The sequence below is a fragment of the Saccharothrix violaceirubra genome (assembly GCF_014203755.1).
Lineage (GTDB): Bacteria > Actinomycetota > Actinomycetes > Mycobacteriales > Pseudonocardiaceae > Actinosynnema > Actinosynnema violaceirubrum.
In genome coordinates this window covers 6,868,233-6,891,430 of sequence record NZ_JACHJS010000001.1, presented here as the reverse complement: position 1 = coordinate 6,891,430, position 23,198 = coordinate 6,868,233, and the positions used below count along the sequence as shown (strand labels likewise).

The 23,198-nt window shown below is 70.1% G+C and carries 26 protein-coding genes and 3 tRNA genes; 17 read left to right on the top strand and 12 right to left on the bottom strand.

From position 1 onward, the window contains the following. Positions 1–44: 44 nt before the first annotated feature. Positions 45–129, top strand: a tRNA-Ser gene (locus tag F4559_RS31865). An 86-nt stretch (positions 130–215) separates the two neighbouring features. On the opposite strand, the gene F4559_RS31860 is transcribed toward F4559_RS31865, so the two are convergent. The 6 genes from F4559_RS31860 to F4559_RS31840 form a co-directional block, all read right to left on the bottom strand. Beyond that, positions 216–701 (bottom strand): GNAT family N-acetyltransferase, encoded by a 486-nt coding sequence (locus F4559_RS31860; RefSeq protein WP_184674784.1) that lies wholly within the window; start codon positions 699–701, stop codon positions 216–218. Positions 702–802: 101 nt separating this feature from the next. Beyond that, positions 803–2,410: an asparagine synthase-related protein gene (locus tag F4559_RS31855; protein WP_184674783.1), complete on the bottom strand. Its 1,608-nt coding sequence runs from the start codon at positions 2,408–2,410 to the stop codon at positions 803–805. A 60-nt stretch (positions 2,411–2,470) separates the two neighbouring features. Continuing rightward, on the bottom strand, positions 2,471–2,596 hold the full coding sequence (locus F4559_RS36155) for a hypothetical protein (protein ID WP_281386384.1): 126 nt from the start codon (positions 2,594–2,596) through the stop codon (positions 2,471–2,473). 123 nt (positions 2,597–2,719) lie between these two features. Continuing rightward, the gene (locus tag F4559_RS31850) at positions 2,720–3,097 is read right to left on the bottom strand and encodes a hypothetical protein (RefSeq protein WP_184674782.1); all 378 of its coding nucleotides are present in this window, start codon (positions 3,095–3,097) and stop codon (positions 2,720–2,722) included. Between the two features lie 16 nt (positions 3,098–3,113). Continuing rightward, positions 3,114–3,530 carry a hypothetical protein gene (locus tag F4559_RS31845; protein WP_184674781.1) on the bottom strand — a complete coding sequence of 139 codons (417 nt, stop codon included), beginning with the start codon at positions 3,528–3,530 and terminating at the stop codon, positions 3,114–3,116. Then, positions 3,517–3,840: a hypothetical protein gene (locus F4559_RS31840; protein ID WP_184674780.1), complete on the bottom strand. Its 324-nt coding sequence runs from the start codon at positions 3,838–3,840 to the stop codon at positions 3,517–3,519. The genes F4559_RS31845 and F4559_RS31840 overlap by 14 nt, the downstream gene beginning before the upstream one ends. A 402-nt stretch (positions 3,841–4,242) precedes the next feature. Between F4559_RS31840 and F4559_RS31835 the strand changes: the two genes are divergently transcribed. Beyond that, the gene (locus F4559_RS31835; protein WP_184674779.1) at positions 4,243–5,100 is read left to right on the top strand and encodes a helix-turn-helix domain-containing protein; all 858 of its coding nucleotides are present in this window, start codon (positions 4,243–4,245) and stop codon (positions 5,098–5,100) included. Continuing rightward, positions 5,097–5,297 carry a DUF397 domain-containing protein gene (locus F4559_RS31830; protein ID WP_184674778.1) on the top strand — a complete coding sequence of 67 codons (201 nt, stop codon included), beginning with the start codon at positions 5,097–5,099 and terminating at the stop codon, positions 5,295–5,297. Before F4559_RS31835 ends, F4559_RS31830 begins: the two co-directional genes overlap by 4 nt. 436 nt (positions 5,298–5,733) lie before the next feature. Here the strand turns inward: F4559_RS31830 and F4559_RS31825 are convergent, their stop codons facing one another. Continuing rightward, positions 5,734–6,168 carry a hypothetical protein gene (locus F4559_RS31825; RefSeq protein ID WP_184674777.1) on the bottom strand — a complete coding sequence of 145 codons (435 nt, stop codon included), beginning with the start codon at positions 6,166–6,168 and terminating at the stop codon, positions 5,734–5,736. Positions 6,169–6,461: 293 nt separating this feature from the next. Here F4559_RS31825 and F4559_RS31820 point away from each other — a divergent pair, with 293 nt between their 5' ends. Further along, a complete protein-coding gene (locus F4559_RS31820) occupies positions 6,462–7,211 on the top strand; it encodes a sulfite exporter TauE/SafE family protein (RefSeq protein WP_184674776.1) in 750 nt (249 codons plus the stop codon). On the opposite strand, the gene hisC is transcribed toward F4559_RS31820, so the two are convergent. Next, on the bottom strand, positions 7,201–8,268 hold the full coding sequence (gene hisC, locus F4559_RS31815) for a histidinol-phosphate transaminase (protein WP_184674775.1): 1,068 nt from the start codon (positions 8,266–8,268) through the stop codon (positions 7,201–7,203). The genes F4559_RS31820 and hisC overlap by 11 nt on opposite strands. Before the next feature lie 118 nt (positions 8,269–8,386). Here hisC and F4559_RS31810 point away from each other — a divergent pair, with 118 nt between their 5' ends. The 9 genes from F4559_RS31810 (at position 8,387) to F4559_RS31770 (ending at position 17,046) form a co-directional block, all read left to right on the top strand. Beyond that, positions 8,387–9,067, top strand: coding sequence for a dienelactone hydrolase family protein (locus F4559_RS31810; RefSeq protein ID WP_184674774.1), 681 nt, complete (start codon positions 8,387–8,389; stop codon positions 9,065–9,067). A 158-nt stretch (positions 9,068–9,225) separates the two neighbouring features. Next, entirely contained in the window at positions 9,226–10,530 is a 1,305-nt protein-coding gene (locus F4559_RS31805) for a hypothetical protein (RefSeq protein ID WP_184674773.1), read from the top strand. After that, positions 10,530–11,675: a PPE domain-containing protein gene (locus F4559_RS31800; protein ID WP_184674772.1), complete on the top strand. Its 1,146-nt coding sequence runs from the start codon at positions 10,530–10,532 to the stop codon at positions 11,673–11,675. The genes F4559_RS31805 and F4559_RS31800 overlap by 1 nt, the downstream gene beginning before the upstream one ends. Further along, the gene (locus F4559_RS31795) at positions 11,672–12,442 is read left to right on the top strand and encodes an ESX secretion-associated protein EspG (RefSeq protein WP_184674771.1); all 771 of its coding nucleotides are present in this window, start codon (positions 11,672–11,674) and stop codon (positions 12,440–12,442) included. Before F4559_RS31800 ends, F4559_RS31795 begins: the two co-directional genes overlap by 4 nt. A gap of 48 nt (positions 12,443–12,490) precedes the next feature. After that, on the top strand, positions 12,491–14,452 hold the full coding sequence (locus F4559_RS31790; RefSeq protein WP_184674770.1) for an acetoacetate--CoA ligase: 1,962 nt from the start codon (positions 12,491–12,493) through the stop codon (positions 14,450–14,452). Between the two features lie 155 nt (positions 14,453–14,607). Next, a tRNA-Ser gene (locus tag F4559_RS31785) sits at positions 14,608–14,697 on the top strand. Positions 14,698–14,735: 38 nt separating this feature from the next. Next, positions 14,736–14,808: transfer RNA gene (locus tag F4559_RS31780), tRNA-Arg, on the top strand. A 259-nt stretch (positions 14,809–15,067) separates the two neighbouring features. Further along, on the top strand, positions 15,068–16,030 hold the full coding sequence (locus F4559_RS31775) for an NAD(P)-dependent alcohol dehydrogenase (RefSeq protein ID WP_184674769.1): 963 nt from the start codon (positions 15,068–15,070) through the stop codon (positions 16,028–16,030). Between the two features lie 32 nt (positions 16,031–16,062). Then, complete coding sequence (locus F4559_RS31770; RefSeq protein ID WP_184674768.1) at positions 16,063–17,046, top strand: GNAT family N-acetyltransferase; 984 nt, start codon at positions 16,063–16,065, stop codon at positions 17,044–17,046. On the opposite strand, the gene F4559_RS31765 is transcribed toward F4559_RS31770, so the two are convergent. After that, positions 17,047–17,862, bottom strand: coding sequence for a serine hydrolase domain-containing protein (locus F4559_RS31765; RefSeq protein ID WP_184674767.1), 816 nt, complete (start codon positions 17,860–17,862; stop codon positions 17,047–17,049). Between the two features lie 17 nt (positions 17,863–17,879). Between F4559_RS31765 and F4559_RS31760 the strand changes: the two genes are divergently transcribed. Further along, positions 17,880–18,779: a ribonuclease Z gene (locus F4559_RS31760; protein ID WP_184674766.1), complete on the top strand. Its 900-nt coding sequence runs from the start codon at positions 17,880–17,882 to the stop codon at positions 18,777–18,779. A 56-nt stretch (positions 18,780–18,835) separates the two neighbouring features. After that, complete coding sequence (locus F4559_RS31755; protein ID WP_184674765.1) at positions 18,836–19,684, top strand: hypothetical protein; 849 nt, start codon at positions 18,836–18,838, stop codon at positions 19,682–19,684. A 63-nt stretch (positions 19,685–19,747) separates the two neighbouring features. On the opposite strand, the gene F4559_RS31750 is transcribed toward F4559_RS31755, so the two are convergent. Beyond that, entirely contained in the window at positions 19,748–20,572 is an 825-nt protein-coding gene (locus F4559_RS31750) for an NAD-dependent epimerase/dehydratase family protein (RefSeq protein WP_246445375.1), read from the bottom strand. Positions 20,573–20,688: 116 nt separating this feature from the next. Here F4559_RS31750 and F4559_RS31745 point away from each other — a divergent pair, with 116 nt between their 5' ends. Continuing rightward, entirely contained in the window at positions 20,689–20,904 is a 216-nt protein-coding gene (locus F4559_RS31745; protein WP_184674763.1) for a hypothetical protein, read from the top strand. A gap of 132 nt (positions 20,905–21,036) precedes the next feature. Here F4559_RS31745 and F4559_RS35700 read toward each other — a convergent pair whose 3' ends face one another. After that, complete coding sequence (locus F4559_RS35700; protein WP_246445374.1) at positions 21,037–21,183, bottom strand: hypothetical protein; 147 nt, start codon at positions 21,181–21,183, stop codon at positions 21,037–21,039. A 6-nt stretch (positions 21,184–21,189) separates the two neighbouring features. On the opposite strand from F4559_RS35700, the gene F4559_RS31740 reads away from it, so the two are divergent. Next, the gene (locus F4559_RS31740; RefSeq protein ID WP_312865918.1) at positions 21,190–22,479 is read left to right on the top strand and encodes a hypothetical protein; all 1,290 of its coding nucleotides are present in this window, start codon (positions 21,190–21,192) and stop codon (positions 22,477–22,479) included. Here F4559_RS31740 and F4559_RS31735 read toward each other — a convergent pair. After that, a complete protein-coding gene (locus F4559_RS31735) occupies positions 22,476–23,198 on the bottom strand; it encodes a hypothetical protein (protein ID WP_184674761.1) in 723 nt (240 codons plus the stop codon). The genes F4559_RS31740 and F4559_RS31735 overlap by 4 nt on opposite strands.

The window sequence follows — 23,198 nt, the reverse complement described above, 5'->3', positions numbered from 1 at the left end:
TCTCACGCTCGCCGACGACCGTAGTCGGCTAGGCTCTTGGGCGAGGTAGCGTGCCCGAGCGGCCTAAGGGACACGTCTTGAAAACGTGCGAGGGTGAAACCTCCGTGGGTTCAAATCCCACCGCTACCGCAGCCCAGACCGGCTGATGCTCGTCTGCCAACAGCGCCCCCGCACCCTTCATCGGGTGCGGGGGCGCTGTTCGCGTTGTAGCCCGGTTAGGCAGAGGCAAGACGCGTCCGCAGCTCGTCGTCGTGCTCGACCTCGGTCACGATGTCCACGAGGTCGGGCTGCCTCCCGGCCGGGCGAGCAAGCGACCACACGGTGATTTCGCCCGGCTTGCGCGGGTGGGGCACCGCCCGAACCACACGCCAGCCTTGGCGTCGGTAGTAACGCACCAGGCCGAGGTTTCCACCCTCACTGTCGCTGAGCACGCCCCGGCGCACCCACTGTTGCCCGCGGCGCGCAGCCCGATCGAGCGCCCAGAAGGCAACGACCATCCCGAGCCCTGCGCCCGCGCGCGTCGGGTGGGTCACCGTGGATTGCAGGAAGATCGCCGACTCGGCGCGTTCTTGGTCGGTCCACCCGAGCGCAGGCGTGTCGTCGGTCGTGGTGATGCCGAGCAGTAGCCCATCGTCGACGAGTACCCATACCGGCCAGTCGGGTTCGGTCACCTGGTCGGCAAGGTGCTCGGCCGAACTCACCCACCCTCGCCACCGGCCGAGCCCCTGATCACGCATCCACTCCGCACGGGTGCGCACAAGTTCGGCGACGCCGTCGCGGTCCCTCGGTTCGGCTGGCCGGATCACGTACACAATGCGCCCTCCCGTTCGCCCCTGTGAGCCGTCATCGCCCGTAGCGCCAGTTCGAGCGAGAGAACGGGAAAGACCTTCATGTCGACCTGTTCGCCGTGCTTCCACCGTTCCAACGCCGCGCGCAGCGCGTCGCCGTCGACGAACCCGAGGTCGACAGTAACCGCCTCGGCCAACAGCTCCGCGAGCAACGGCATACCGTACTCGCGCAGTCCAGCGCCCATGACATGCCGGAAGTTCTCCCGAAGGTGGGGGTACCTCGCGTCATGGGAGAACCCAATCCGGTGGAACCGCTCGCGGCAGATGTGCTTGTCGACCCGCCACGACACCGGAAGCTGTTCGGCGAACCGGATCAACCGCGGTGAACACAACGGCGACACCGGCCAGATTCCCGCGTCGAGGAACTGCGGAGAACGCAAAGCGAACCCGAGCAGGGTCGCCTCGTTGATCACCGTCGGCGGTGCGAGATCGTCATCGACGGCGTCGAGCTGGTCGGCCGTGCGGCGGCCCAGCCACGGGGGCAACCGCTCGTGGTCGGAGAACCGGCCGCGCACCTTGCCGACCGATGCCCATTCGTCACCGCGCAGGCTGAGCAGCTCGTCGCCCCCGTCGCCGGTGAAGACCGTCCGAACGCCCTGCCCACGTGCTGCGGCGAGGATGGTGCCGACCGCCTCGTGATAGGGCTCGGCGCCGGGCTCGACGAACAGCCCGCGGGCTCGTGCGCCGTCGGGGTTGAGTGGTGCCAGCGGCAGCGCGTCGACGGTCAGGTCGGGGAACCCGAGATAGAGCAGCATCTCGGCCCGGCGCCGGAGCTGCTGCTCGCCTGCCTCGCCCCCGATGGCGAGCGCGTAGGAGAGCACCTCGCCGCGGTGCTGCTCGGCGAGTGCGACAGCCACCGATGCCGAGTCCATCCCGCCGGACAGCTCGACCGCGGCCGTCTGCGGCTCGAACGGACGCGCGTATACCGCATCGGACAGCACTCGCCGGTAGACCTCGACAACGTCGACGTCGTGGCGTATCTCGCGGGGTGAGGCGTGTTCGGCGGGTGCGGGGTAGTGCATTACGAGCCCGTCGTCGCCGTAAGTGGCGTGCGCCCGCTCGGTCAGCATGTAGACCCCCCGAAACAGGGTCTCGCGTGCGTAGCGGGTGCGCTCGGTCAGCAATCGGGCGACTGAGCGCTCGTCGAGCGCGTCGAGGCTGAACTGTTGTCGGAGATCAGGCAGGGACCACGATCCCCGAAGCCGTTCCCCGGCATCGGTCAGGTATAGCGGCGCTGTGCCCCACGTGCCGGACGTGATGCGATAGCCATCCGGCGGGGTGCACTCGATCAGCACGAAGTCGAGCGGCCATGCCTTGATCTCGTCGAGCAAGCGCAAGTAGGTCGGGGTGTCGGCGGTGGTGAACACGTCGGCCGCGCCGAATCCGGCCACCTGGCGAGCGCGCTCTCGGACAACGACGAACGTCGACACACCGTCGGTGACGGCCGCGTGTTCGAGCATGGGGTGCGCATAGGGACGGATCGTGCTCACCCCGTCCGACCAGTGTTCACCATTCCAGCGCCATTCGGCACCGGGCGGCATCCGTAAACAGAGTTTGAGCATTTTCACTCCCAGACAGGCGCCGGGGGGCGGACAAATCGCCCGCCCCCCGGAATGAGCCGATCAGATCTCGTCGTACTTGCTGCGGGTGTCGGACGAACCGGGGATCTTGTGGTACTCCGTCGCCTGCACCGAGATCAACGGCGATCCCTCGAACACGTCGTTGAAGCTCTCCACAACGTCGATCATCACGTCGCGTACTCCCTTCTGCGCCCTGTCAGGACGCATCATTTTCTCTCTTCACCCCGGGTCGCCCCAGGGCTGATCAGGGGGACACTCGGGTGAAAACACCTGAATGTCGATTTTTGCGTGTCAGGCTGCAACTGGTTCGACGATCGAGCGACTCGCGCCCGTACCCGCCGAGTGCCACGCGCCGGCGAGCGCGTCGCGCCGCGCCTCGGCGTGTAGAACGTATCGACGCACCAGCATCGAAAGGTCGTCGTCCGCGATGACCTGCTCGACGCGCTGCGAGGTTTCACCACTTGACCATAAGGTGCTTGGTCGGTGCTGAACGTCGTTCGGCTGACCGCGTCCCTTGGGAGCGGCCTGTTGCTGAGCGTCTTCAACCGTGAATGCGGCACCGTTGGGGTTCCCGTGTTGTCCGGTTGAGCGGCGCAGGTAGTAGATCAAAGCGCCAAGTGTCACCAAGACGATTGCTATCGTGGCGGCAATCGGCCAGTAGTAGAGCACGTGATCCCCCCGGTTGCTAACTGTTGATCGTATTAGGGTAAGAGATGATCTCGCCGTTTGACTTCGATTGTTCGGGGAGCCACATACGGCTAGGTTCTCTCACTTGAAGAGTTGGGGCGTGAGGCTCGCCGGGCTTAGGTACGGCGAGAAGATCGGTGACCACCTCGACCAAATCGCCGCCGTCCCGGCTGCTCCACACAATGTTGTCGCGCGCGAAGAGATTCGGGTTTGGCCCGTTCGATGCGACCCGCAACGCCGTTGCGTCATCTTCCGCTCGCAGGTGTACAAGGTCGATAAACGGGGCCTCTCCCCAGGCGCGAACGTAAAGCAAGGTAAATGGAATCTCTTTGCCGTTTGAGGTATAACCCGGCCCTATGACATATTGAAACCCGTGATCATTGAGAGCACGCAGCGCATCGTTACTGCTGGACATCGCTGCCCCCGTCAAACCAGTCACCTTCGACCGCGGCGTGCTTGGCGGACAGTAGGAACTCGACCGCAGCGGCGAACGTCGTTTCGCCGGTAGTCTCCGTTCCCGAGGAAGCAAACGGGTTCGACCAGTCGCGCGATTCCGGGAGGGAAGTCGCGAGCGCGTAGTCGTCGTCCCATGCGCTAAGCACTTCGAACCCTCGCGGCGAGCGGCGCACGAACAGAAGTCCCGTGTCGTATCCGTGCCTGTCGAGTTGAGGGTGAACGCTGAAACCGGCCGCCAGTAGACGCGCGACGAGAGGGTGCTCGCTCATCCGCGCCGCCCGGTGCACTTGGAGTACAGCCACCAGTCGTAGAGGTGAGCCGCGAGCCTGCCGAGAAACACCAACGCCGTAAGCCCAGCGGCTAGGTACTGGCCTGCCATGCCTTGCGACCTCCTTCTCTCGCCATCGCCCCACCTGGCGTGGGCCGAGACCGGCGACCAGCTAGCGCAGGGTCGCCGATCCCGGGTCGAACGGACGAGCGCTGCGTTAGGCCATTTGGGCCTGACCAACGCCTAGTGATCTACTGCACTGAAACAGTCATCACCGTCCCTACTGTCACGCTACAACTGTCACGTGACAGTTGGAACCCTCTCCTTCGGGTGTAGTTGCGCGTGCGAACGTGGTGCCGGTACAGCTACCGACGCTCACGACGAGCACGGAGAGGACGAACCGATGGCCAACCCGCCACCGCTGGCACGACGGATCGAGTTGGGCGCGCTGCTCCGTACCTACCGCGAGCGCGCGGGCTTGGACGTCAGCGACGTAGCCGAGACGCTCGGCTGGTCGTACGTGCAGAAGGTCGGATTGGTCGAGAGCGGTAAACGCAAGCTCGCGCCAACCGAGGTGACCACCCTCGCCGACCTCTACCGACTTGATGAGCACGAGCGCGACAAGGTGGTCGCCCTCGGCGTGCAGGCGCGGAAGCGCGACCCCGGTCCCGAGTTCGTGGCCGACTTCGCTCTGACGTACGTGGCGCTGGAGGCAGCAGCCTCGCACCTGAAGGTCTACGTCGAGGAGCTGCTACCGGGCAACCTTCAAACTGAGGACTACGCCCGCGCTATCCTCACCGAGGGCGGCCTGCTCGCGCCCAACGAGATCGACCTCGCCGTCACTGGCCGGGTGGAGCGGCAGCGCAGACTTGTCGAGCCAGGCGCGCCACGCCTAACCATCGTGCTCAGCGAGTCGGCGTTGCGTCGACAGGTGGGCGGCGCCGCTGTGATGCGGGGGCAGATCAACCACATTCGAGACCTTGCGCAGCGTCCCAACGTCGAGTTCCACCTACTGCCGTTCGATGCTGGCGCGCACCTCGCGCTCGGTACCTGGTTCAACTTGATCCACCTCGGCGACCCTGCGGTGACGTTCGTCTACGTCGAGGCGCTCACGTCGTCCGAGTTTTACGATCGCCCGCCGCACACCGAGGTCTATACACTTGCCTTCGACCGAGCCCAGCGTGCGGCGTTGTCCCCTGACGTGTCCCTCGAACGGCTCGACCAACTCACCAAGATCCACAGTTCGGAGCAGGCACCGTGAAGCGTGACCCCGAGTTGCTCTCCGCCACCTGGCGCAAGAGCAGCCGCAGTCAGAACGGGTCCGCCAACTGCGTTGAGCTGGCGAAGCTGATCAACGCGACCGCGATCCGCGACAGCAAGAACCCCGACGGTCCTGTGCTCCGGTTCAACTCGGCCGCGGTCGAGCGCTTCATCGCCGTCCAACACGATCAGGACTGAACCGTGAATGACCGAGGGGGCGCCCGGCGTGGGCGCCCCCTCGGTCATTCACGGTCCGGAAGGTATGTCCGGGTCTCTCCGTTGGGTCGGGCGCCGTCCCCCGGGGTGACCACCTGACGGCCTCGGGGCATCTCCACCAAGATCGAACCCAGTGCACGCGCTTGGGCGACTTGCGCTCGCTGCTAACCTGCGTATCGCCAGGTGGGCACAGTGCTCGCTAGCGCTCAGCTTGAAAGCGGGAGACGGGAAACCGTCCGGGGGTTCAAATCCCTCCACTTCCGCGGGCCGGAGCCCCGGTCGCCGTGCACGGTGACCGGGGCTCCGCTGCGTCGTTTTGTGCCTGTCGGCTTTGTCCGGCCGAAGGAGGGCGCCTTCGGCGGCAATGGCGGTCATGTGCGGACTCGGCCACGCGACGCTGCCGGCCGACTGCCCGGGGTCAGGGCGATCCCCAACTGGAGCACGGATCCGGCAGGTTGTTCAGGACTTCGCAGACGCGGAAGGTCCGGACCCCGTTGAACCTGTTCGTCCCGCAGCCGCTCGCCGAGCCGTTCGTATCGCGAACAGTCGCCTTGGAGCCTCCGCTGAGGTTGAATTCCCCGTAGACGCCGTGACCGTCCGCCTCCCTGTCGCAGACTTCGACGTCGGACCCGTTCGACCAGGCGTAGTCGTCACCCTGGTAGACCGCGCCCAGCGCGTGGACATCGGCGGAAGCGACCGGGACGAAGACGAGCATTCCCGCCGCAGAAATTCCGGCAGCTTTTACCAGAACCCTTCGGATATTCAACGGTTCTCTCCTCTGTTTTGCCACCTCGATTGAATCCTCGGCTCCAGGGTAACGATGGCGGTCGAGGAAATCGGGGATTCTGCCCATTCCACCCGTTCAGCGGCTGCCGAATGAGTGAGGTCGCGGATCGCGCCGTTCCACGTCGATTTCATCGTAATCAAATTCATGTCCGGTCGGGTCGCGGACGCGTCCGGTACCGGGCTGCCCGAAGCCCGGTCCTCCTCGCCGGCGGCACGATCACGGTCGACGGGCCGGTCGACGTCCGGACCGGGTGGCTCCCACGCGCAACGGGACTCCGAGAGCGAGTCGGTCCGAAACCGGACGCCGTCCGCCCCGCCCCTGAGAAGTGTTAGCGTCGCTAACCAAAGGGGGTGGCGGGAGTGTCCACGGTCGAGGCGGTGTTCGTCGTCCTCGCGGGCGTGTTCGCGGGCGGCATCAACACCATCGTCGGGTCCGGCACGCTGGTGACGTTCCCGGTCCTGCTCGCGGTCGGGTTGCCGCCCATCACGGCCAACGTGTCCAACAGCCTCGGGCTCGTGCCCGGCTCGCTCAGCGGCGCCTGGGGCTACCGGCGCGAACTGGCCGGGCAGAAACCCCGGATCGCCCGCCTGCTGCCCGCCTCGCTCCTCGGCGGCGTCGTGGGCGCCGTCCTGCTCGTGAACCTGCCCGACGACGCGTTCGCCGCGATCGTCCCCGTCCTGATCGCGATCGCCCTGGTCCTGGTCGTGGTCCAGCCCTGGCTCAACCGCCGGCTCGCCGAGGTCCACCGGCCGGCGAACGGCGGCCTCGTGCTCTGGGCCGGGATCTTCTTCGCCGGCATCTACGGCGGCTACTTCGGTGCCGCGCAAGGCGTCCTGGTCATGGGGCTCATGGGCGTGCTCATGAACGAGCACCTGCAACGCATGAACGCCCTCAAGAACCTGCTCACCGCGTTCGTCAACCTCGTCGCCGGACTGGTCTTCGTGTTCATCGCCGACGTGGACTGGCTCGCCGTCGCGTTGCTCGCGGCCGGTTCCGTGGTCGGCGGTCAGCTCGGCGCGAGGGTCGGCCGCCGACTCCCACCCGCCGCGCTGCGCGCGGTCATCGTCGTGGTGGGAGTCGTGGCCATCGTCCAGATGCTCAGCCGCTGAACGCCTTCGCCGCGGCCAGGAACGCGTCGTTCTCGTCCACCTCGCCGATCGTGACGCGCGCGCCGTCCCCGCTGAACGCCCGCACGACCACCTTGTGCGCCAGGCAGTGCTCGTTGAACGCGTCGGTCCGCGCACCCAACGGCAGCCACACGAAGTTCGCCTGCGACACCGGCACCTCGTAGCCCGCCGCGATCAGCTCCGACCGCACCCGCCCGCGCTCGGCCACGATCGCCCGGCAGCGCACCAGCAGCTCGTCCTCGGCGTCCAACGACGCGATCGCCGCCGCCTGCGCCAACGCGTTCACGCTGAACGGCACGTAGACCTTGCGCAGCGTCTCGGCCACCGCGGGCGACGCCACCGCGTACCCCACGCGCAGCCCCGCCAGCCCGTACGCCTTGGAGAACGTCCGCAGCACGGCCACGTTGTCCCGCCCGCGCGCCCACTGCGTCTTGGCCAGCTCGACGCCGTCGGGCACGTGCGGGTCGTCGACGAACTCCTTGTACGCCTCGTCGATCACGACCAGCACGTCTTCGGGCACGCGGTCGATGAACCGCTCGATCTCCTCGGTGCGCAACGCCGTCCCCGTGGGGTTGTTGGGGTTGCACACGAACACCAGCCGGGTCCGCTCGGTCAGCGCGTCCGCCATCGCGTCCAGGTCGAGCCCGTGCCCGGCGGTGAGCGGCACGCGGCTGCCCGCGGCGCCCACGACGGACGTGAGGATCGGGTACGCCTCGAACGAGCGCCAGGGGAACACGACCTCGTCGGCCTCGGTGCACGTCGACTGGATCAACTGCTGGCAGAGGGTCACGGACCCGCAGCCGACCGCGATCTGCTCGTTCGGCACACCGAGTTTGTCGCCGAGCCGCGCCACGAGGTCGGTGGCCGCGGTGTCGGGGTAGCGGTTCACGGCGGTGGCCGCGTCCGCGATCGCCCGCACCACGCTCGGCAGCGGTCCGGCGGACACCTCGTTGCTGGCCAGCTTGATCGCGCCCGGGATGGAACGGCCGGGCACGTAGCCGGGCAACGACGAGAGGTCGGCACGGGTTCGCACGGTCATGCGAGGACTCCTTCCGGTTCTGACCTGGACGTTAGCCGTTCCAGGGCCGAACGGGTCATACCGGAGGTCCGATAGCTCACGTTGACTGGTGTTAACCCCCTCATGGAAGGGTGTCGCCATGACACCGACCCGCACGGAGACGCTTTCGCTCACCGACGGCAGGGAGCTGCGGCTGACGGTCGCCGAGCCGGAGAACGCCGTGCGCGGTGGTCTCGTGGTGCTCCACGAGGCCCGCGGTGTCACCGACGAGGTGCGCCGCCTCGTGTCCGGCCTGGCTGGCGAGGGGTGGTTGGCGGTCGCGCCGCACCTCTACCCGGGCGACGGCGACGAGGTGGCGGGCGAGGAGGTGGGCGCCCGCGTCGGCGCGCTGTCCGGCGAGGCCGTCCTCAACGACACCGACGTCGCGTTCCTGTGGCTGGAACAACGGGGCGTGAGCCGCGACCAGCTCGGCGTGATGGGTTTCGACCTGGGCGGATCGGTCGCGATGGTGGTTGCGGCAAGCCGAAGCATCGGCGCGGCGGTCACCGTGGGTGGCGGTGGCATCGTGCAGCCGCTGTCCGCCGGGCTGCCCGCGCTACTGGAGATCGCGCCCGAGCTGGCGTGCCCGTGGCTGGGCCTGTACGGCGACGAGGTGCCCGTCGTCGAGGTCGAGAAGCTGCGTGACGCGGCGGAGACCGCGTCGGTGGTGACCGACGTGGTCCGGTTCCCCGACACCGGCCACCGGTTCGACGCGTCGCCCGCGGCGGGTGCCGAGGCGTGGCAACGGGCGTTGAACTGGTTCGACGCGCATCTGCGCTGATCCCGGCGCCGCATCCCCTGTGCGGAGGTGCCGATCCCCTTCGCGGAGGGTTGGAACCGTCGGACCCACCCGGTACATCTAAGGAGAGCGTCCGCGACGACGCGGCCGGGTAACGCACGGCGTGGCTGCGGCGAAACACCGCAGTGCAGGGGGTAGTGATGAGCGACGGGTACAAGGTTCCACTGGCACAGCCGACACCCTTTCCCCATGCGGGACGGGTGCCACCTGCCGGGGCGGCACCGATCGACGGCGCCACCGCGGTGCACTCGGTCGGCTCTCTCCCGTACTCGGCCGACCCCTCACCGACCGTCACCCTGGGGTCGGGTTTCTCCGGCGGTCCGGGTTTCGTGCCGGTTCCGGTGTCGCACGTGGAGTCGGCGCCGACGCAGACCGTGCAGATCCAGCCGCCGCCGGACGCCACGGTGGTGGTGACGCCGCCGCAGACGCCGGACGCGACGGTGACCTTCACGCCGCCGTCCGACGCGACCGTGACGATCACGCCGTCCGACCTGCCCCAGGCGGGCCAACCGGGCACGCCCGCCGACCCGGGCACCCCGGCCGTCGACCCGACGCTGCCCGCGACGCCCGATGCCGGTGCCCCGACGTCGGGTGCGCCGTTGCCGGGCACGCCGCAAGCTCCCCAGAACGGGAGTCCGCAGAACGGGACGCCGCAGAACGACGTGCCGCAGAACGACGTGCCTCCCCAGACCGGGACGCCGCAGAACGGGACGCCGCAGGACCAGGCACCGCAGCCGCCGACGCCGGGGTCGCAGCCCACCCAGCCGTCCACGCCCGACGGCCAGGCACCCGCACCATCCGACCCGGACTCGACCAAGCCCGGCCAACCGACCGATCCGGGCGCGTCCAAGCCGGACGCCGGCGGTACGAACCCCGACACCACGCCCGGCGGCCCGGTCCTCGGTGACCCGAAGCCGGGTGACCCGAAGCCGGGCGACCCCGCACCCGGCGACTCCACGCCGGACCGGTCCAAGCCGGACCCCGACGGGTCCAAGCCCGACGACAAGTCCGGTCGGGACGACACCGGCCAGGAGAAGCCCGGCGACACCGGCCCGAAGGTGCCGCCGAACTCCGGCGGCGAAGCCCAGCCGGGCAACGTCGAAAGCCCCAAGCCGGACCACGTCGTCGTCGACCGCGCCGAGTTCGACACCATGCTGAAGGTCATCGCGGAGGCGGTCGGGAAGGTCGAGTCGGTCCGCAAGGACGCGATCCCGCAGCTCGACGTGCAGCTCCAGTTCGGCAACAACTGGGTCGGCCACACGATCAGCAAGCGGCTGCACGCGGTCGCGGTGGGCGACGACCAGTCGGCCCTGTCGGTGATCGCGCGGTTCAGCAACGTGCTGAGCGAGGTCCAGCAGTCCATCGAGCGCGCCGCGGCCACTCTCGGCCAAGCCGACGACGACACCGCCGACGAGATCCGTCGCGCCGGGGGAGGACAGTTCTGATGGCCGGATCGGACCCCAAGACGACGAACGCGCCGAACCTCGGCGAGAACTGCAACTGGATGGTGTACTCGCACCAGCAGCTCTACGACATGATCCACACCGGCGTCGACCTCCAGAGCGCGAGCACCGCCCAGGTCAACTGGGACGGCATCCGCAAGGCGCTCGTCGAGGTGCAGGACCTGCTCAAGGAAGCGGTCGTCAAGTCCACCAGGGCGTGGCAGGGCAAGGCCGCCGAGGACGCGCGCATCGCGCTGGCCTCGGTCGAGAAGTGGGCCATGACCACCGGCGACCACGCGGACAACGTCGCCAAGTGCATCGGCTCCGAGATCGAGCACGTGCAGACCGCCCGGCGGCTCATGCCCGCGCCGGTGCCCACCCCGCCGGTCGTGACGCCCGTCGACGGCATCTCCCAGGTGAAGCAGGTGGACCAGGCGCGCGCGCTCAACCCGGCCACGGACGCGCGCAGCCCGTTCACCGGCGCGGACACGATCGCGGGCCCGGTCGTCGACTCCGTGGTGGAGGCCGACAGCGCACACCGCCAGGCAGCCGACGTCATGGCGATGTTCCAGCAGAACTCGTACGAGGTGGACCGCACGGTGCCGTCGTTCGCGGCGCCGCCGGAGCCGCCGACATCCGGCCCGCGACCGACACCCCCGGTGGGCGTCGGTCCGATCCAGCAGCCCGGCAGCGGTGGCGGCGGCGACGTCGTCCCGCCGAAGCCGGGCCACCCCGACGTCCCGTCCGGCACGACCACGGCCCAGACCGGCCGTGGCTCGGGCGGGTTCGGCGGCGGAGCCGGCGGTGGCGGCGGGTACGGCGGGCACCTGCCCTCGCCGCTCGCCGCGTTCGGCGGCGGTGGTGGCGCCGCCGGTGACGTGGGCTTCACGCCCGGCGTCGGCGGGTCGACGGGTGCGCTCGCCGACCGGCCCCCGGCCCACCCGGGCAGCACGACCAGCCACTTCCAGTCGCCCAAGACCGTGACACCGCACGCGGGCATGATCGGCGCGACGCCGATGGCCGCACCGCCGCCCGTGGCCGGCGGCAACTCCGAGGACCGCGACCGCAACCGGCCGGACTACCTGGAGGAGGAGGACAACGTGTTCGGCGTCGACCGCAAGGCCGCGCCCCCGGTGATCGGACTGTGACCGAGCGGGTGTTCCGGTTGAGCGCCGCGGAGTTCTTCCTGCTGTGGCAGGCAGCGCACCGCGGCGGCCCGCCGGTACCCCTCGGCACCAGGCACTACGGGTTCACCGAAGCCGACCGCCGCAGCCTGGAGGAGGTCGCCTCGCGCGACCTCTACCAGCGCGGCTACGGCACCGTGCAGCGTCCGGACGAGGATCTGTACGGGCTGCTGCGCGGACTGGCCGAGTTCCAGGTCGGCCTCGAAGTGGTGTTCAACAACCAGGCCGGCGGTCTCGCGCGCGGCCTCGCCACGGCCGCGTGGCACGGCGCGTTCGCCGGTCGACTGGGCGACGTCGTGCAGCTCAGCGGCTTCCCGCCCTCCTCGCTGGCGTACACGACGGTGAACACGCTGCCACGCGTGTCGCCGGGCGCCGGGCGTTCGCTCAACGTGCGCTGGGACGACTACCTGGCGGCGGTGCGCGCGGGCGAGACCGACGGTCCCGAGGGGTTCCTCGACACGTTGCGCCGGCTGGGCATGCGGGAACCCGAGATGAAGACGCTGATGCGCATCGTGACGACCCGGCAGGGCGGCGGCCAGGTGGGTCTCATCGCCCGCAACCGCAACGGCTACCTGCACAACGTGCGTGGCGCGGCGCTGTCCTGGCTGGACACGGCCGACGGCCGCTACCTGCTGCGCCGCGACCGGCAGTGGCTGGTCGTCGCGCCGGTCGACCCACCGCGGCTGGTGTCCGCCGTGGAGTCCCTGATCGGTTCCGTGAGCCGCGGCTAGCCGGACGACTGTGGTTCGCGGCCGTCGGATCGGCTAGGAACTCCAGGTATGACCGACACACGAGCCGGCGCCGCCGCCGGCGAGGCAGAGCCGCTGTGGCGTCCGGACCCCGATCGGGTCTCCGACAGCCGCATGGTCTCGTTCCGCTCCTGGCTTGGCACGACGAAGGGGCTGGAGTTCCCCGACTACCCGGCGCTGTGGGAGTGGTCGACGACCGATCTGGCCGGGTTCTGGGGCGCGATCGCCGAGTACTTCGAGGTCTCGTTCCACACCCCGCCCGAGGCGGTGCTGGCGTCCGACGCGATGCCCGGCGCGTCCTGGTTCCCGGGCGCGACGCTGAACTACGCCGAGCACGCGTTGCGCCACGACACGGACGAGCTGGCCGTCGTGTTCCACCGTGAGGACGGGGTGTCGTCGCAGCTCACGTACGCGCAACTGCGGGAACGCGTCGCCGGCGTGCGTGCCGGGCTGGCCGGGCTGGGCGTCGGTCGCGGCGACCGCGTGGTGGCGCTGGTGCCGAACTCGCCGGAGGCGCTGATCGCGTTCCTGGCCGTGGCGTCGCTGGGCGCGGTGTGGTCGTCGTGCTCGCCGGACTTCGGCGCACGCGCCATCACCGACCGGTTCGCCCAGATCGAGCCGGTCGCGCTGATCGCCGTGGACGGCTACCGGTACAACGGGCGCGGCTTCGACGTGCGACCGGTCGTGGAGGCGTTGCGCGCGGAGATCCCGTCGCTGCGCGCCACCGTGCTGATCGACTACACGGGCGGCACGCTGCCCGGCGTCGTGGCGTGGGACGAGCTGCCCGTGCCGGACGTGCCGCTGTCGTTCGAGCCGGTGCCGTTCGACCACCCGCTGTGGGTCCTGTACTCGTCGGGCACGACGGGCCTGCCGAAGGGCATCGTCCAGGGCCACGGCGGCATCGTGCTGGAACACCTGAAGATGCTGGCCCTGCACAGCGACCTGGGGCCGGGGGACCGGTTCTTCTGGTTCACCACCACCGGCTGGATGATGTGGAACTACCTCGTCTCCGGGCTGCTCGTGGGCACCACGGTCGTGTTGTTCGACGGCAGCCCGGCCTACCCGGACCTGAACGTCCTGTGGCACCTGGCCGAGCAGCACCGGGCGACCTACTTCGGCACGTCCGCGCCGTACATCCAGTCGTGCCTGAAGGAGGGGCTGGAACCGGCCAAGCGGTACGACCTGACTGCGTTGCGCGTGGTGGGGTCGACCGGCGCGCCGCTCTCGCCCGAGGGGTTCCGCTGGATCGCGTCGGCGATCGGCGGGGACGTGCAGATCGCCTCGGTGTCCGGTGGGACGGACCTGTGCACGGCATTCGTGGCCGCGGCGCCGGACCTGCCGGTGTGGGAGGGCGAGCTGTCGTGCCGGGCGCTGGGCGCGTCCGTGCACGCGTACTCGGAGGACGGCCGGCCGGTCGTCGACGAGGTGGGCGAACTGGTGATCACCAAGCCCATGCCGTCCATGCCGGTGTTCTTCTGGGGTGACGACGACGGCACACGGCTGCGTGAGGCGTACTTCGACGACTTCCCGGGCGTGTGGCGGCACGGCGACTGGATCCGCATCACGCCGCGCGGGTCCGCGGTGATCTACGGCCGCAGCGACTCGACGTTGAACCGCGGCGGCGTGCGCATGGGGACGAGCGAGTTCTATCGGGTGGTGGAGGGGATCGAGGGGGTGGCGGACTCCCTGGTGATCGACACGTCGGGCGCCGCGAACCCGGACGGCGAACTGCTGTGCTTCGTCGTGCTCGACGGAGTGACGCTGGCGGACGTCGAACCGGACCTGAAGCGGGAACTGCGCACCCAGCTGTCGCCGAGGCACGTGCCGAACCGCTTCGTGGTCGTCGAGGAGATCCCGAGAACCCTCAACGGAAAGAAGTGCGAGGTCCCGGTGAAGAAGATCCTGGCCGGCACCCCGCCCGAGCGGGCGGTGAGCAGGGACGCCCTGCGCAACCCGGCCGCATTGGACCCGTTCCTCGCGCTCGGGCGTTGAGACGTCGATCACTTGTGGTCGCGTGAACCCCCGGTGAACGCCCCTCTTGATCCCCGAATTCGCCCCTTGAGCAGGGCAAACGTGGGTGGGAGGGGGGCGTTTTGCTTGGAGGTGGGGTACCTGTGTAACCTATGCGTCGTAGCCGAGGGGCTCCGGGAGGCTTCGCCTAGTCTGGTCTATGGCGCCGCACTGCTAATGCGGTTTGGGTTTACCGCCCATCCCGGGTTCAAATCCCGGAGCCTCCGCAACACCCACTCCGGTAGGGTGACAACTGAAGAACGATGCGCTCGTAGCTCAACGGATAGAGCATCTGACTACGGATCAGAAGGTTGCAGGTTCGAATCCTGCCGAGCGCGCAGCAGTCAGGCCCCGTTTCGATTTTCGGAACGGGGCCTGTTTTGTCGTGCGGTCTCTTTGTGTAGGCCGGATCCGTCGGGTCGCTTCGGCCGCCGTGGTCGGTCGTCACCCTGGGCGTCGTCGGGTCGTTGATCTTGGTGGTCGCTGTTCCAGGTGGGCCCGCATACGTTGTCGGTGTCAAGTTTTCTTGACTTGGTGTCGTGTTCGGCTGACACTGGAGATGTCAAGAATTCTTGACATCCGAAGTCGGGAGGGTGCATGAGGGCGATCGTCCACGAGCGGTACGGCGACCCGGTCGAGGTGTTCCGCTACCTCGAAGTCGACAAACCCGCCGCTGGGCCCGGCGAGGTGTTGGTGCGCGTCCACGCCGTGCCGATCACCGGCACGGACTGGCATCTCGCCAGAGGTCTGCCCTACGCGGCCCGCCCCGGCATCGGGCTACGACGGCCCCGCAACCGGGTCTTCGGTCTCGAACTGTCCGGCACGGTCGAGGGCATCGGCCACGGGGTGCGGACGTTGGCCGTCGGGGACCAGGTGTTCGGGTGGGCGGCGGGCACCTTCGCCGAGTACGTGGCGGTGCCGGAGACCCAGCTCGTCACCAAACCCGTGAACCTGTCGCTCGACGACGCGGCCGGCGGGCCCATCGCGGCCTTCACCGCGTTCCAGGCCGTAAAAGTCGGCAACGTGGACGGCAAGCACGTGCTCGTTTCCGGGGCGTCCGGTGGCGTCGGCACCTATGCCGTGCAGTTCGCCAAAGCCGCCGGGGCCGAGGTGACCGCCCTGTGCAGTCCGCGCAAGGCAGACCTGGTGCGTGGGCTCGGCGCCGACCACGTCCTCGACTACCGGGAATTCGCTTACGCGGGACGGGGTTTCGACGTCCTGCTCGACGTGTTCGGCGTGCCCTCCGTTCGACAGTGCCGCGACGTGCTCAAGCCGCGCGGTACGGCCGTGCTCGTCGGCGGCGTCGGTGGGCGTTGGTTCATGGGCACGGACCGGTGGTTGCGGGCGGCGATCGCTGCCCCCTTCCTCGGCGTGACGATGAAACCCCTGGTGCACAAGGACAGTCTGGACGACCTGGGGGCGATCAAGGCGTTGATCGAGTCCGGCGCGGTGCGGCCCGTGGTTGGCGAGGTCATGTCGTTCGACCTCGTGCCCGAGGCGATCGAGTCGGTGCGCCTGGGCCTGCCGCACGGGCAGATCGTCGTCCGGATCCGAGGGTGAGCCGGCAGGATCGGGAAAGACCGGGGGGAATCATGAACGTCGAGGAGTTCGAGCCGTCTGCCGCCACGCCATCCGATCTGGCCGGCTACTACGAGGTCGCCCACGCGGTCCGGGTCGCGGACGAGCCCGGGATGCCGCCGCCCACCTACGAGGAGACCGCCGCCAGGCTCACCGGACCGCCCGGCCGGGTGGGGCCGGTGCGGTACTGGGTCGCCCGGGTGGACGGGACCGTGGTCGGCGTCGCGCAGATCCAGTTGCCCGAGGAGGAGGCGAACCGGCACCTCGCGCTGTTCAACGTGCGCGTGCACCCGGACTTCCGCGGTCGAGGCATCGGTACGGCGCTGTTCGACGCGATGGCCGCCGTCCTGCGTGGGCTCGGCCGCACGTCCGCCGAGAACCCGCAGGTCGTCGAAGGCGGTCCGGGCGAGGCCGCGGCGCTGGCCAGGGGCTTCCGGACCGTGCACCGCGCGGTGATCCAGACGCTGGACCTCGGGCACGTCGACCGCACGCTCTGGGAAGTGCCCGCGCCCGCCGGCTACCGCATCGTCCGCTGGGTCGACGCGGCACCGGACGACGTCGTCGAGTCCTACGCCGACGTCCGCGGCCTGATGGGGGACGCGCCTTCGGGCGATTCCGGCTACACGCAGCCGCAATGGACCGTGGCGAAGGTCCGTCGACACGAGCAGGCCCAGCGCGGGCTGGGCGACGAGATCCGCGTGGTCGCCGCCGTCCACGAAGAAACCGGCGAGATCGTCGCGTTCAGCGAACTGCGCGTGCGGTCCTACCGGCGCGACGTGGCGATCCAGTCCGACACCGTGGTCCGGACCGACCACCGGCGCCGGGGCGTCGGCGGCTGGATCAAGGCGCACCACTACCGGTGGCTGGTCGACGACCACCCCGCCACCCGGAGCGTGCTGACCATGACGTCGGCGGCCAACGCGGCCATGATCGGCGTGAACCTCCGGGTCGGGTTCACCACCTCGCTGCGCACGGTCGGCGTCGCGCGCGAGCCGTGATCAGCCGCGCAGCTCCGCGAGCACGCCGTCGGTGAACGGCGTCCACGCCTCGACGGCCCACTGGCCGAACGGTCGGTCGGTGAGCACCACGCACGCCGCACGCACGTCCGGGTCGATCCACAGGAACGTGCCGCTCTGCCCGAAGTGCCCGGCGGTGCGCGGCGAACTGGTCGTGCCGGTCCAGTGCGGCGACTTGGCGGCCCGGATCTCGAACCCCAGACCCCAGTCGTTCTCGCGCTGCGAGCCGTAGCCGGGCAGCACGCCGCGCAGACCGGGGAACACCACGCTCGTCGCCTCGGCGACCAGCTCGGGCGACACGAGCTTGGGGTTCTGCACCTCGGCGGCGAACCGGACCAGGTCGGCGACCGCGGCCGTGGCACCCGACCCGGCCGGGCCGTCCAGGCTCGACGACGTCATGCCCAGCGGCGCGAACACGGCTTCGCGCAGGTAGTCGGCGAACGGGATGTCGGCGGCGGTCGCGACGGTCTCGGCCAGCACGGCGAACCCGGAGTTGGAGTAGATCCGCTTGGTGCCCGGCGCGGCCTGGACCTGGAGGGAGTCGAACCCGTACCCGGACGTGTGCGCGATCAGGTGCCGCACGGTCGAGCCCTCGGGACCCGCGGGCCGGTCCCACTCGACCGCGCCCTCCTCGACCGCGACGAGCACGGCGTACGACGTGAGCAGCTTCGTCACCGACGCCAGCGCGAACCGGCGGTCGACGTCGCCGACCGTGCCGAGGACCCGGCCGTCCGCGTCCACCACGGCACCCGCCACGTGGTCGACCGGCCAGGAGGACACCACCCGCAGACTCTCCATGCCGCAGACTCTGCCACGTGTCACCGCGTGAACTGGTCGTACTGGGCACCGCGAGCCAGGTGCCCACCCGGACCCGCAACCACAACGGCTACTTCCTGCGCTGGGACGACGAGGGGTTCCTGTTCGACCCCGGCGAGGGCACCCAGCGCCAGATGCTGCGCGCGGGCGTGGCGGCGTCCGACGTCACCCGGCTGTTCGTGACCCACTTCCACGGGGACCACTGCCTGGGCGTGCCCGGCGTCGTGCAGCGGTTGTCGCTGGACAACGCGCCGCACCCGGTGTTCGCGCACTACCCCGAGTCCGGCGCCGAGTTCTTCTCCCGGCTGCGGCACGCGACCGCGTTCCACGACGTCGTGGACCTGCGCGAGGTGCCCGTGCGGTCGGCGGGTGTGATCGCGACCGGGAAGTTCGGCACTTTGGAGGCCCGGGCGCTGGACCACTCCCTGCCGTCGTTCGGGTACCGGCTGGTCGAGCCGGACGGCCGGACCATGATCCCCGAGCTGCTCGAACGCCACGGCGTGCGCGGACCGGCCGTGCGTTCGCTCACGCCGCCACTCCTCGATCGGGTGAGTGTCGTGCGGCCCGGCCAGCGGTTCGCGTTCGTGATGGACACGCGGCTGTGCGATGGCGTGTACGAGCTGGCCGACGGCGCGGACATGCTCGTGATCGAGTCGACCTACCTGCATGTGGACGAGGCGTTGGCCCAGGCCCACGGGCATCTGACGGCCCGGCAGGCGGCGTCGGCGGCCCAGGAGTGCGGTGTGCGGACGCTCGTGTTGACGCACTTCTCCCAGCGCTACTCCGATCCGGCGGCGTTCTTCACAGAGGCTGCCGAGGTGTTCGACGGCGAGATTGTCGTGGCAGCGGACCTACAGAGAGTGGGTGTCCCTCGGCGGCGTACAGCCGGCCGGACGTAACACGTGGGCTGATCGGGCGATGTCATGCGCGCAGCCTTTGATGAAAGGGGTTCGCGTTGCTCGTGCGCGTGGCGGCGGTGGCGGCACTGCTCCTGGCCGGCGTGCCCGTGGTGGCCGCCGCGACACCGGCGTGCGCGACCGTGACCTGGGACTCGCCCGGTCTGGAGTGGCCGCAGGGCGTGGTGGGCGCCGAGGGGACGTTCGACGGTCTCGGCGTGTCCGCCGAACTGGTCGACCCGGCCTCGCGCAACGGCGACGACTCCAACCCGCTGGCCGACTTCGGCGAGACCGGCGTCCCCGGCTGGCCCGCGCGTCCGCTCACCGGCACGACCGGGAACGGGACGATGACGCTCGCGATGAACAGCCTGTCGAAGGGCGACTCGGTCCGCCTGACGTTCTTCTTCTCGCGACCCGTGGTGGTGTCGTCGTTCGTGGTGGGCGGGATCGACGAGGTCGAGTCGGACGTGCCGTGGCTGTCCTACGCGGACAAGGCCGTGGTGAGCGCCTGGGGCGCCGGCGAGATGGTCGACGTGGGGGAGACCCCGACCGGCTACACGACCACCGGCCCGGTGACGGCGTTGCGCGTGACCTACTCCAACGGTGAACCGGACTCGGCGGCCCGGCCCACGATCGCGTTCCCCGCGCCGCCGACCGCCCTGTCGGCCGCCCAGTCGATCACCCTGTCCGGCTTCACCGCGTGCGACCCGCCGCCGGCGACCGAGCGCTTCCTGCCCGAATCGCCGGCGCACGACCAGACCCGCCCCGAGCCCACCACTGTCGCGGCGGCCACCGAACCCCCGCCGCCGGCGACCGGGACGGGCGTCCACCCGCTGCCCCTGGTGGCCGCGCTGTCCGCGCTCGCCGTCACGACCGGCGCCTTCTTCGCCTACCGCCGCCGCCCCTAGAACCGCGCGAGTTATACGTTCAGACACCGCGAGTCGTACGTTCAGACACCGCGAGTTGTGCGTTCAGGCACCCGTGGACCGCCACTGGTCGGCGATCAGGTCGGACAGCCCGGACTCCTCGGGCGACCACCCCAGGTCCCGCAGCTTCGCGGTGTCGGCCCGGAGTTCGCGCACCTCGCCGGGGTTGGCCGGCGCCCACTCGACGGCCACCGGCCGGGACGCGACCCGTTCCGTCGTGGCGATCACCTCGGCGACGCTCGCCGGGGTGGCGCCCACGTTGTAGACCTCGTGCCCCGACGACGTGTTCTCCAGGACCGCGACGAACGCCCGCGCCACGTCCCGCACGTGCACGAAGTCCCGCACGGCCGACCCGTTCCCGAACACCCGCATCGACGGCTCCCGCCCGGCCGCCACCAGACAGGCCTTGGTGATCACCCGCGTCGGGTCCGCGTCACCGCCGCCCGCGACGTTGAACAGCCGCAGCACGGCACTCGCCCCGGGCGTCCACCGCACGACCTCCTCGGCGACGGCTTTCGAAGCGGCATAAGGGTTTGTTGGCTTCAGGGGCGAATCCTCGGACAACGACGGAGCGGGCGCGTACACCCCCGCCGTCGAGGCCAGCAGCAGCACGGCCGGACGCGCGCGCACCACGTTGAGCGTCCCGCCCACGTTCACGTCGAAGTACTCGGCCGCCCGGTCGAACGACTCGCGCACCCGGCTGCGCGCGGCCAGGTGGACGACCGCGTCCACCCCCCGCACGGCCGCCTCCACGGCCGCCGAATCCCGTACGTCGCCCGCGAAGGGGACCGGTGCGTGCCCGGCGCGGTCCAGTTCCGCGACGACCGCGCGGCCCACGTAACCAGCGGCTCCGGTGATCATCACGCGCATGGGTGTCATCAGAGCACGGACCCACCGGCACGGGTGAAGCCGGCCGGCAAAAATTGACCCTAAAGGTGTGGCTATGCCGAGTCGATATACCTCGTGTGAGTTACCCGCATCCCGCCGTGCACCGCACGATCGACGGTGCACTTGCCGACCACGCCGTGCACGAGGCGAAGCGCCTGCGCTTCCTGGCCGACGCCGCCGCCATCGTGGCCGCCGCCGCGCCGACGACCGTCGAGGAGACCGTCTTCGGACTGACCGTCACGCTCACCCGCGCCAAGGGTGCCCGCGCCTTCCTCGCCCGCGTCGACCAGGTGCTCCGGGACGCCGCTCGATGATCTCGCGGAGGTAGATCGACGTCCATCGGCAAGTTTCATGCGGTCGTTGCCGGACCGTGCTGGGCCAGTCCGCTCGCGTGGCTCTACAGTGCGACACACCGGCACTCGCCGGTTGTCTCGTCTGCTTCTCCTCTAAGCGAGTTCTCGGCGATGGATCATGTCCTCCACGCGCTCCAGCAGCGCCTCGGCACGTTGTTCGGCGACCGGCTGGTCGTGCTCGCGGGCGGTACTCGACTGAGTAATCGCGCCGCCGAGCTCCATCAGCTCGGTGCTCGCCATACCCTCGTGCTGTCGACGGACGATCATGCGCCGCTGTACGACTCGGAGGTGGCCCGCTGGGTGCCGCTGGGCATCGCGGGCGGCTTCGTCGCGGTCGAGCAGAACCGCCTGACCCGGCTGCTCACCTCGCCCAACAAGCGGGTGCGCGCCGTGCTGGGCGACTTCGACCCGGACGGCGAGGCGCTGGTGATCAGCACGCCGTACGTGCACACCGCCGAGTTCGCGGGCCGCCCGGTGCTCAACCACCGCCGGCCCGAGTGGGTGGAGCTGGAGAACAAGACCACGATCGACGCGCTGTGGGACGAGCTGTCCGCGCCGCGCGCGCCGGCCGAGGTCATGGGCCTTGACTTCGGGGCCCTGCTCGCCGCGACCGCCCGGTTGGACCGGGGCGCGGGCGTGGTCTGGTCCGGCGACGGCCCGGCGATCAACGGCGGGGCGAACTTCGTCCGCCGCGTGCGCACGTCGCAAGAGGCGCGCGAGGCGTTCGGCGTGCTCGAACCGAAGTGCGAGTTTGTGCGCGTGATGCCGTTCCTGGAAGGGATTCCGGTCAGCGTGCACGGGATCGTCTTCCCGGACGGCACGGCCGTACTGCGTCCGATCGAGATGGTCGTGCCGCGCCGCCAAGGCCAGGCCCGGTTCCTCTACGCGGGTTGCGCGTCGCACTACGACCCGCCGACCCGCATCCGCGAGGAGATGCGCAACCTGGCCCGCCGCGTCGGCGAGCGGCTGCGCGAGACGGTCGACTACCGCGGCACGTTCACGCTCGACGGCATCGCCACGGCCGACGGCTTCCTGCCGACCGAGATCAACACCCGGTACGGCGGCGCGATGGTGTGCTTCGAGGACGCCGTGCCGCAGCTCCCGCTGGCCCTGGTGCAGGTGGCGCTGGTGGCCGGGCACGACCTCGGCGTGTCCTCGATCGAGTTCGAGGAACTGCTGGTGTCGTCGGCCGACGCCTACCGCCAGAGTTCGGTCAACGCCAACGTCCGCGCGGTCAACCCGACCGAGGTGGTCGAACGGCCGGTCGTGTTCACCGAGTGGTCGTGCCGCTTCGCGCACCCCGACGAGGCGCCGCACGGCACGCTGCGCCTCAAGCCGTCCCCGCTGGGCGCCAAGCTGGAGCTGGACTTCGTGGCCGACCAGCTCGTGCCCGGCCGGCCGGTCGCCGCGTTGACCGTGGCCGCGTTCGCGTTGGCCGACCAGGAGTGGGGCACGTCCCTGGGTCCGCTGGAACCGGCCGTCGCGGTGGACGACGACGTGGCGCCCGCGCTGGAGCCCACCGCCGTCACGGCCTAGCCGTACGCCGCGAGGTGGGCCACCCGGTGGCCCACCAGTTGCAGCGTCACGCGATCCGGCCGGTGCGGGGCGTCGGGCACGGTGATCGTCGGGTGCCGGGCCGCGAGCGCGCGCACGAACCGCGCGTCGGTCGTCACGTCCTGGGTCAGGTGCAGCACGACGGCCGCGGCGTCCGCCAAGAACCCGCGCCCTGCGGCCAGCCCCTCGGCCGTGTCCGCCACGTGCGCGGGCGCGACCTCGGGCACGGCGATCGCCAACGCCAGCGCGCACGCGACCTCGGCCCGTGCCAACGACTCGAACACCCGCGGCGCGGCCTTGGCGACCGCGTACCGGGTCTGCGTGATCCAGTCCGGCGGCCGGCGGGGCAGCTCGCGGCCGAGCGGGTTCCAGCGCCGACGCGTCCGCCGGCCCGCGTCGGTGAACCCCGCGCCCGCCGACGCCAGCGCCGCCAGCAGGAAGATCACCCGATCGCGTACGGCTCCGGGCACCTGGTAGCCCGCGCCGAGTCCGGCCAGGAACGGCACGGCCGCGGCGCTCGCCTCGGACACCGTGTCGTCGTCGAGCAGCCGGTCGGCCAGGGCCGTGCACGCCGCGTCGTCGCCTTCGGCCGCCGTGCGCAACCAGCCGTCGACGCCCACGCCCCGGTCCAGTCCGGACCACGGCACCTTCGCCAGCCCGCGCAGCGGGTCCGGGCGCAGCCAGGCCGGTGGCAACTCCAT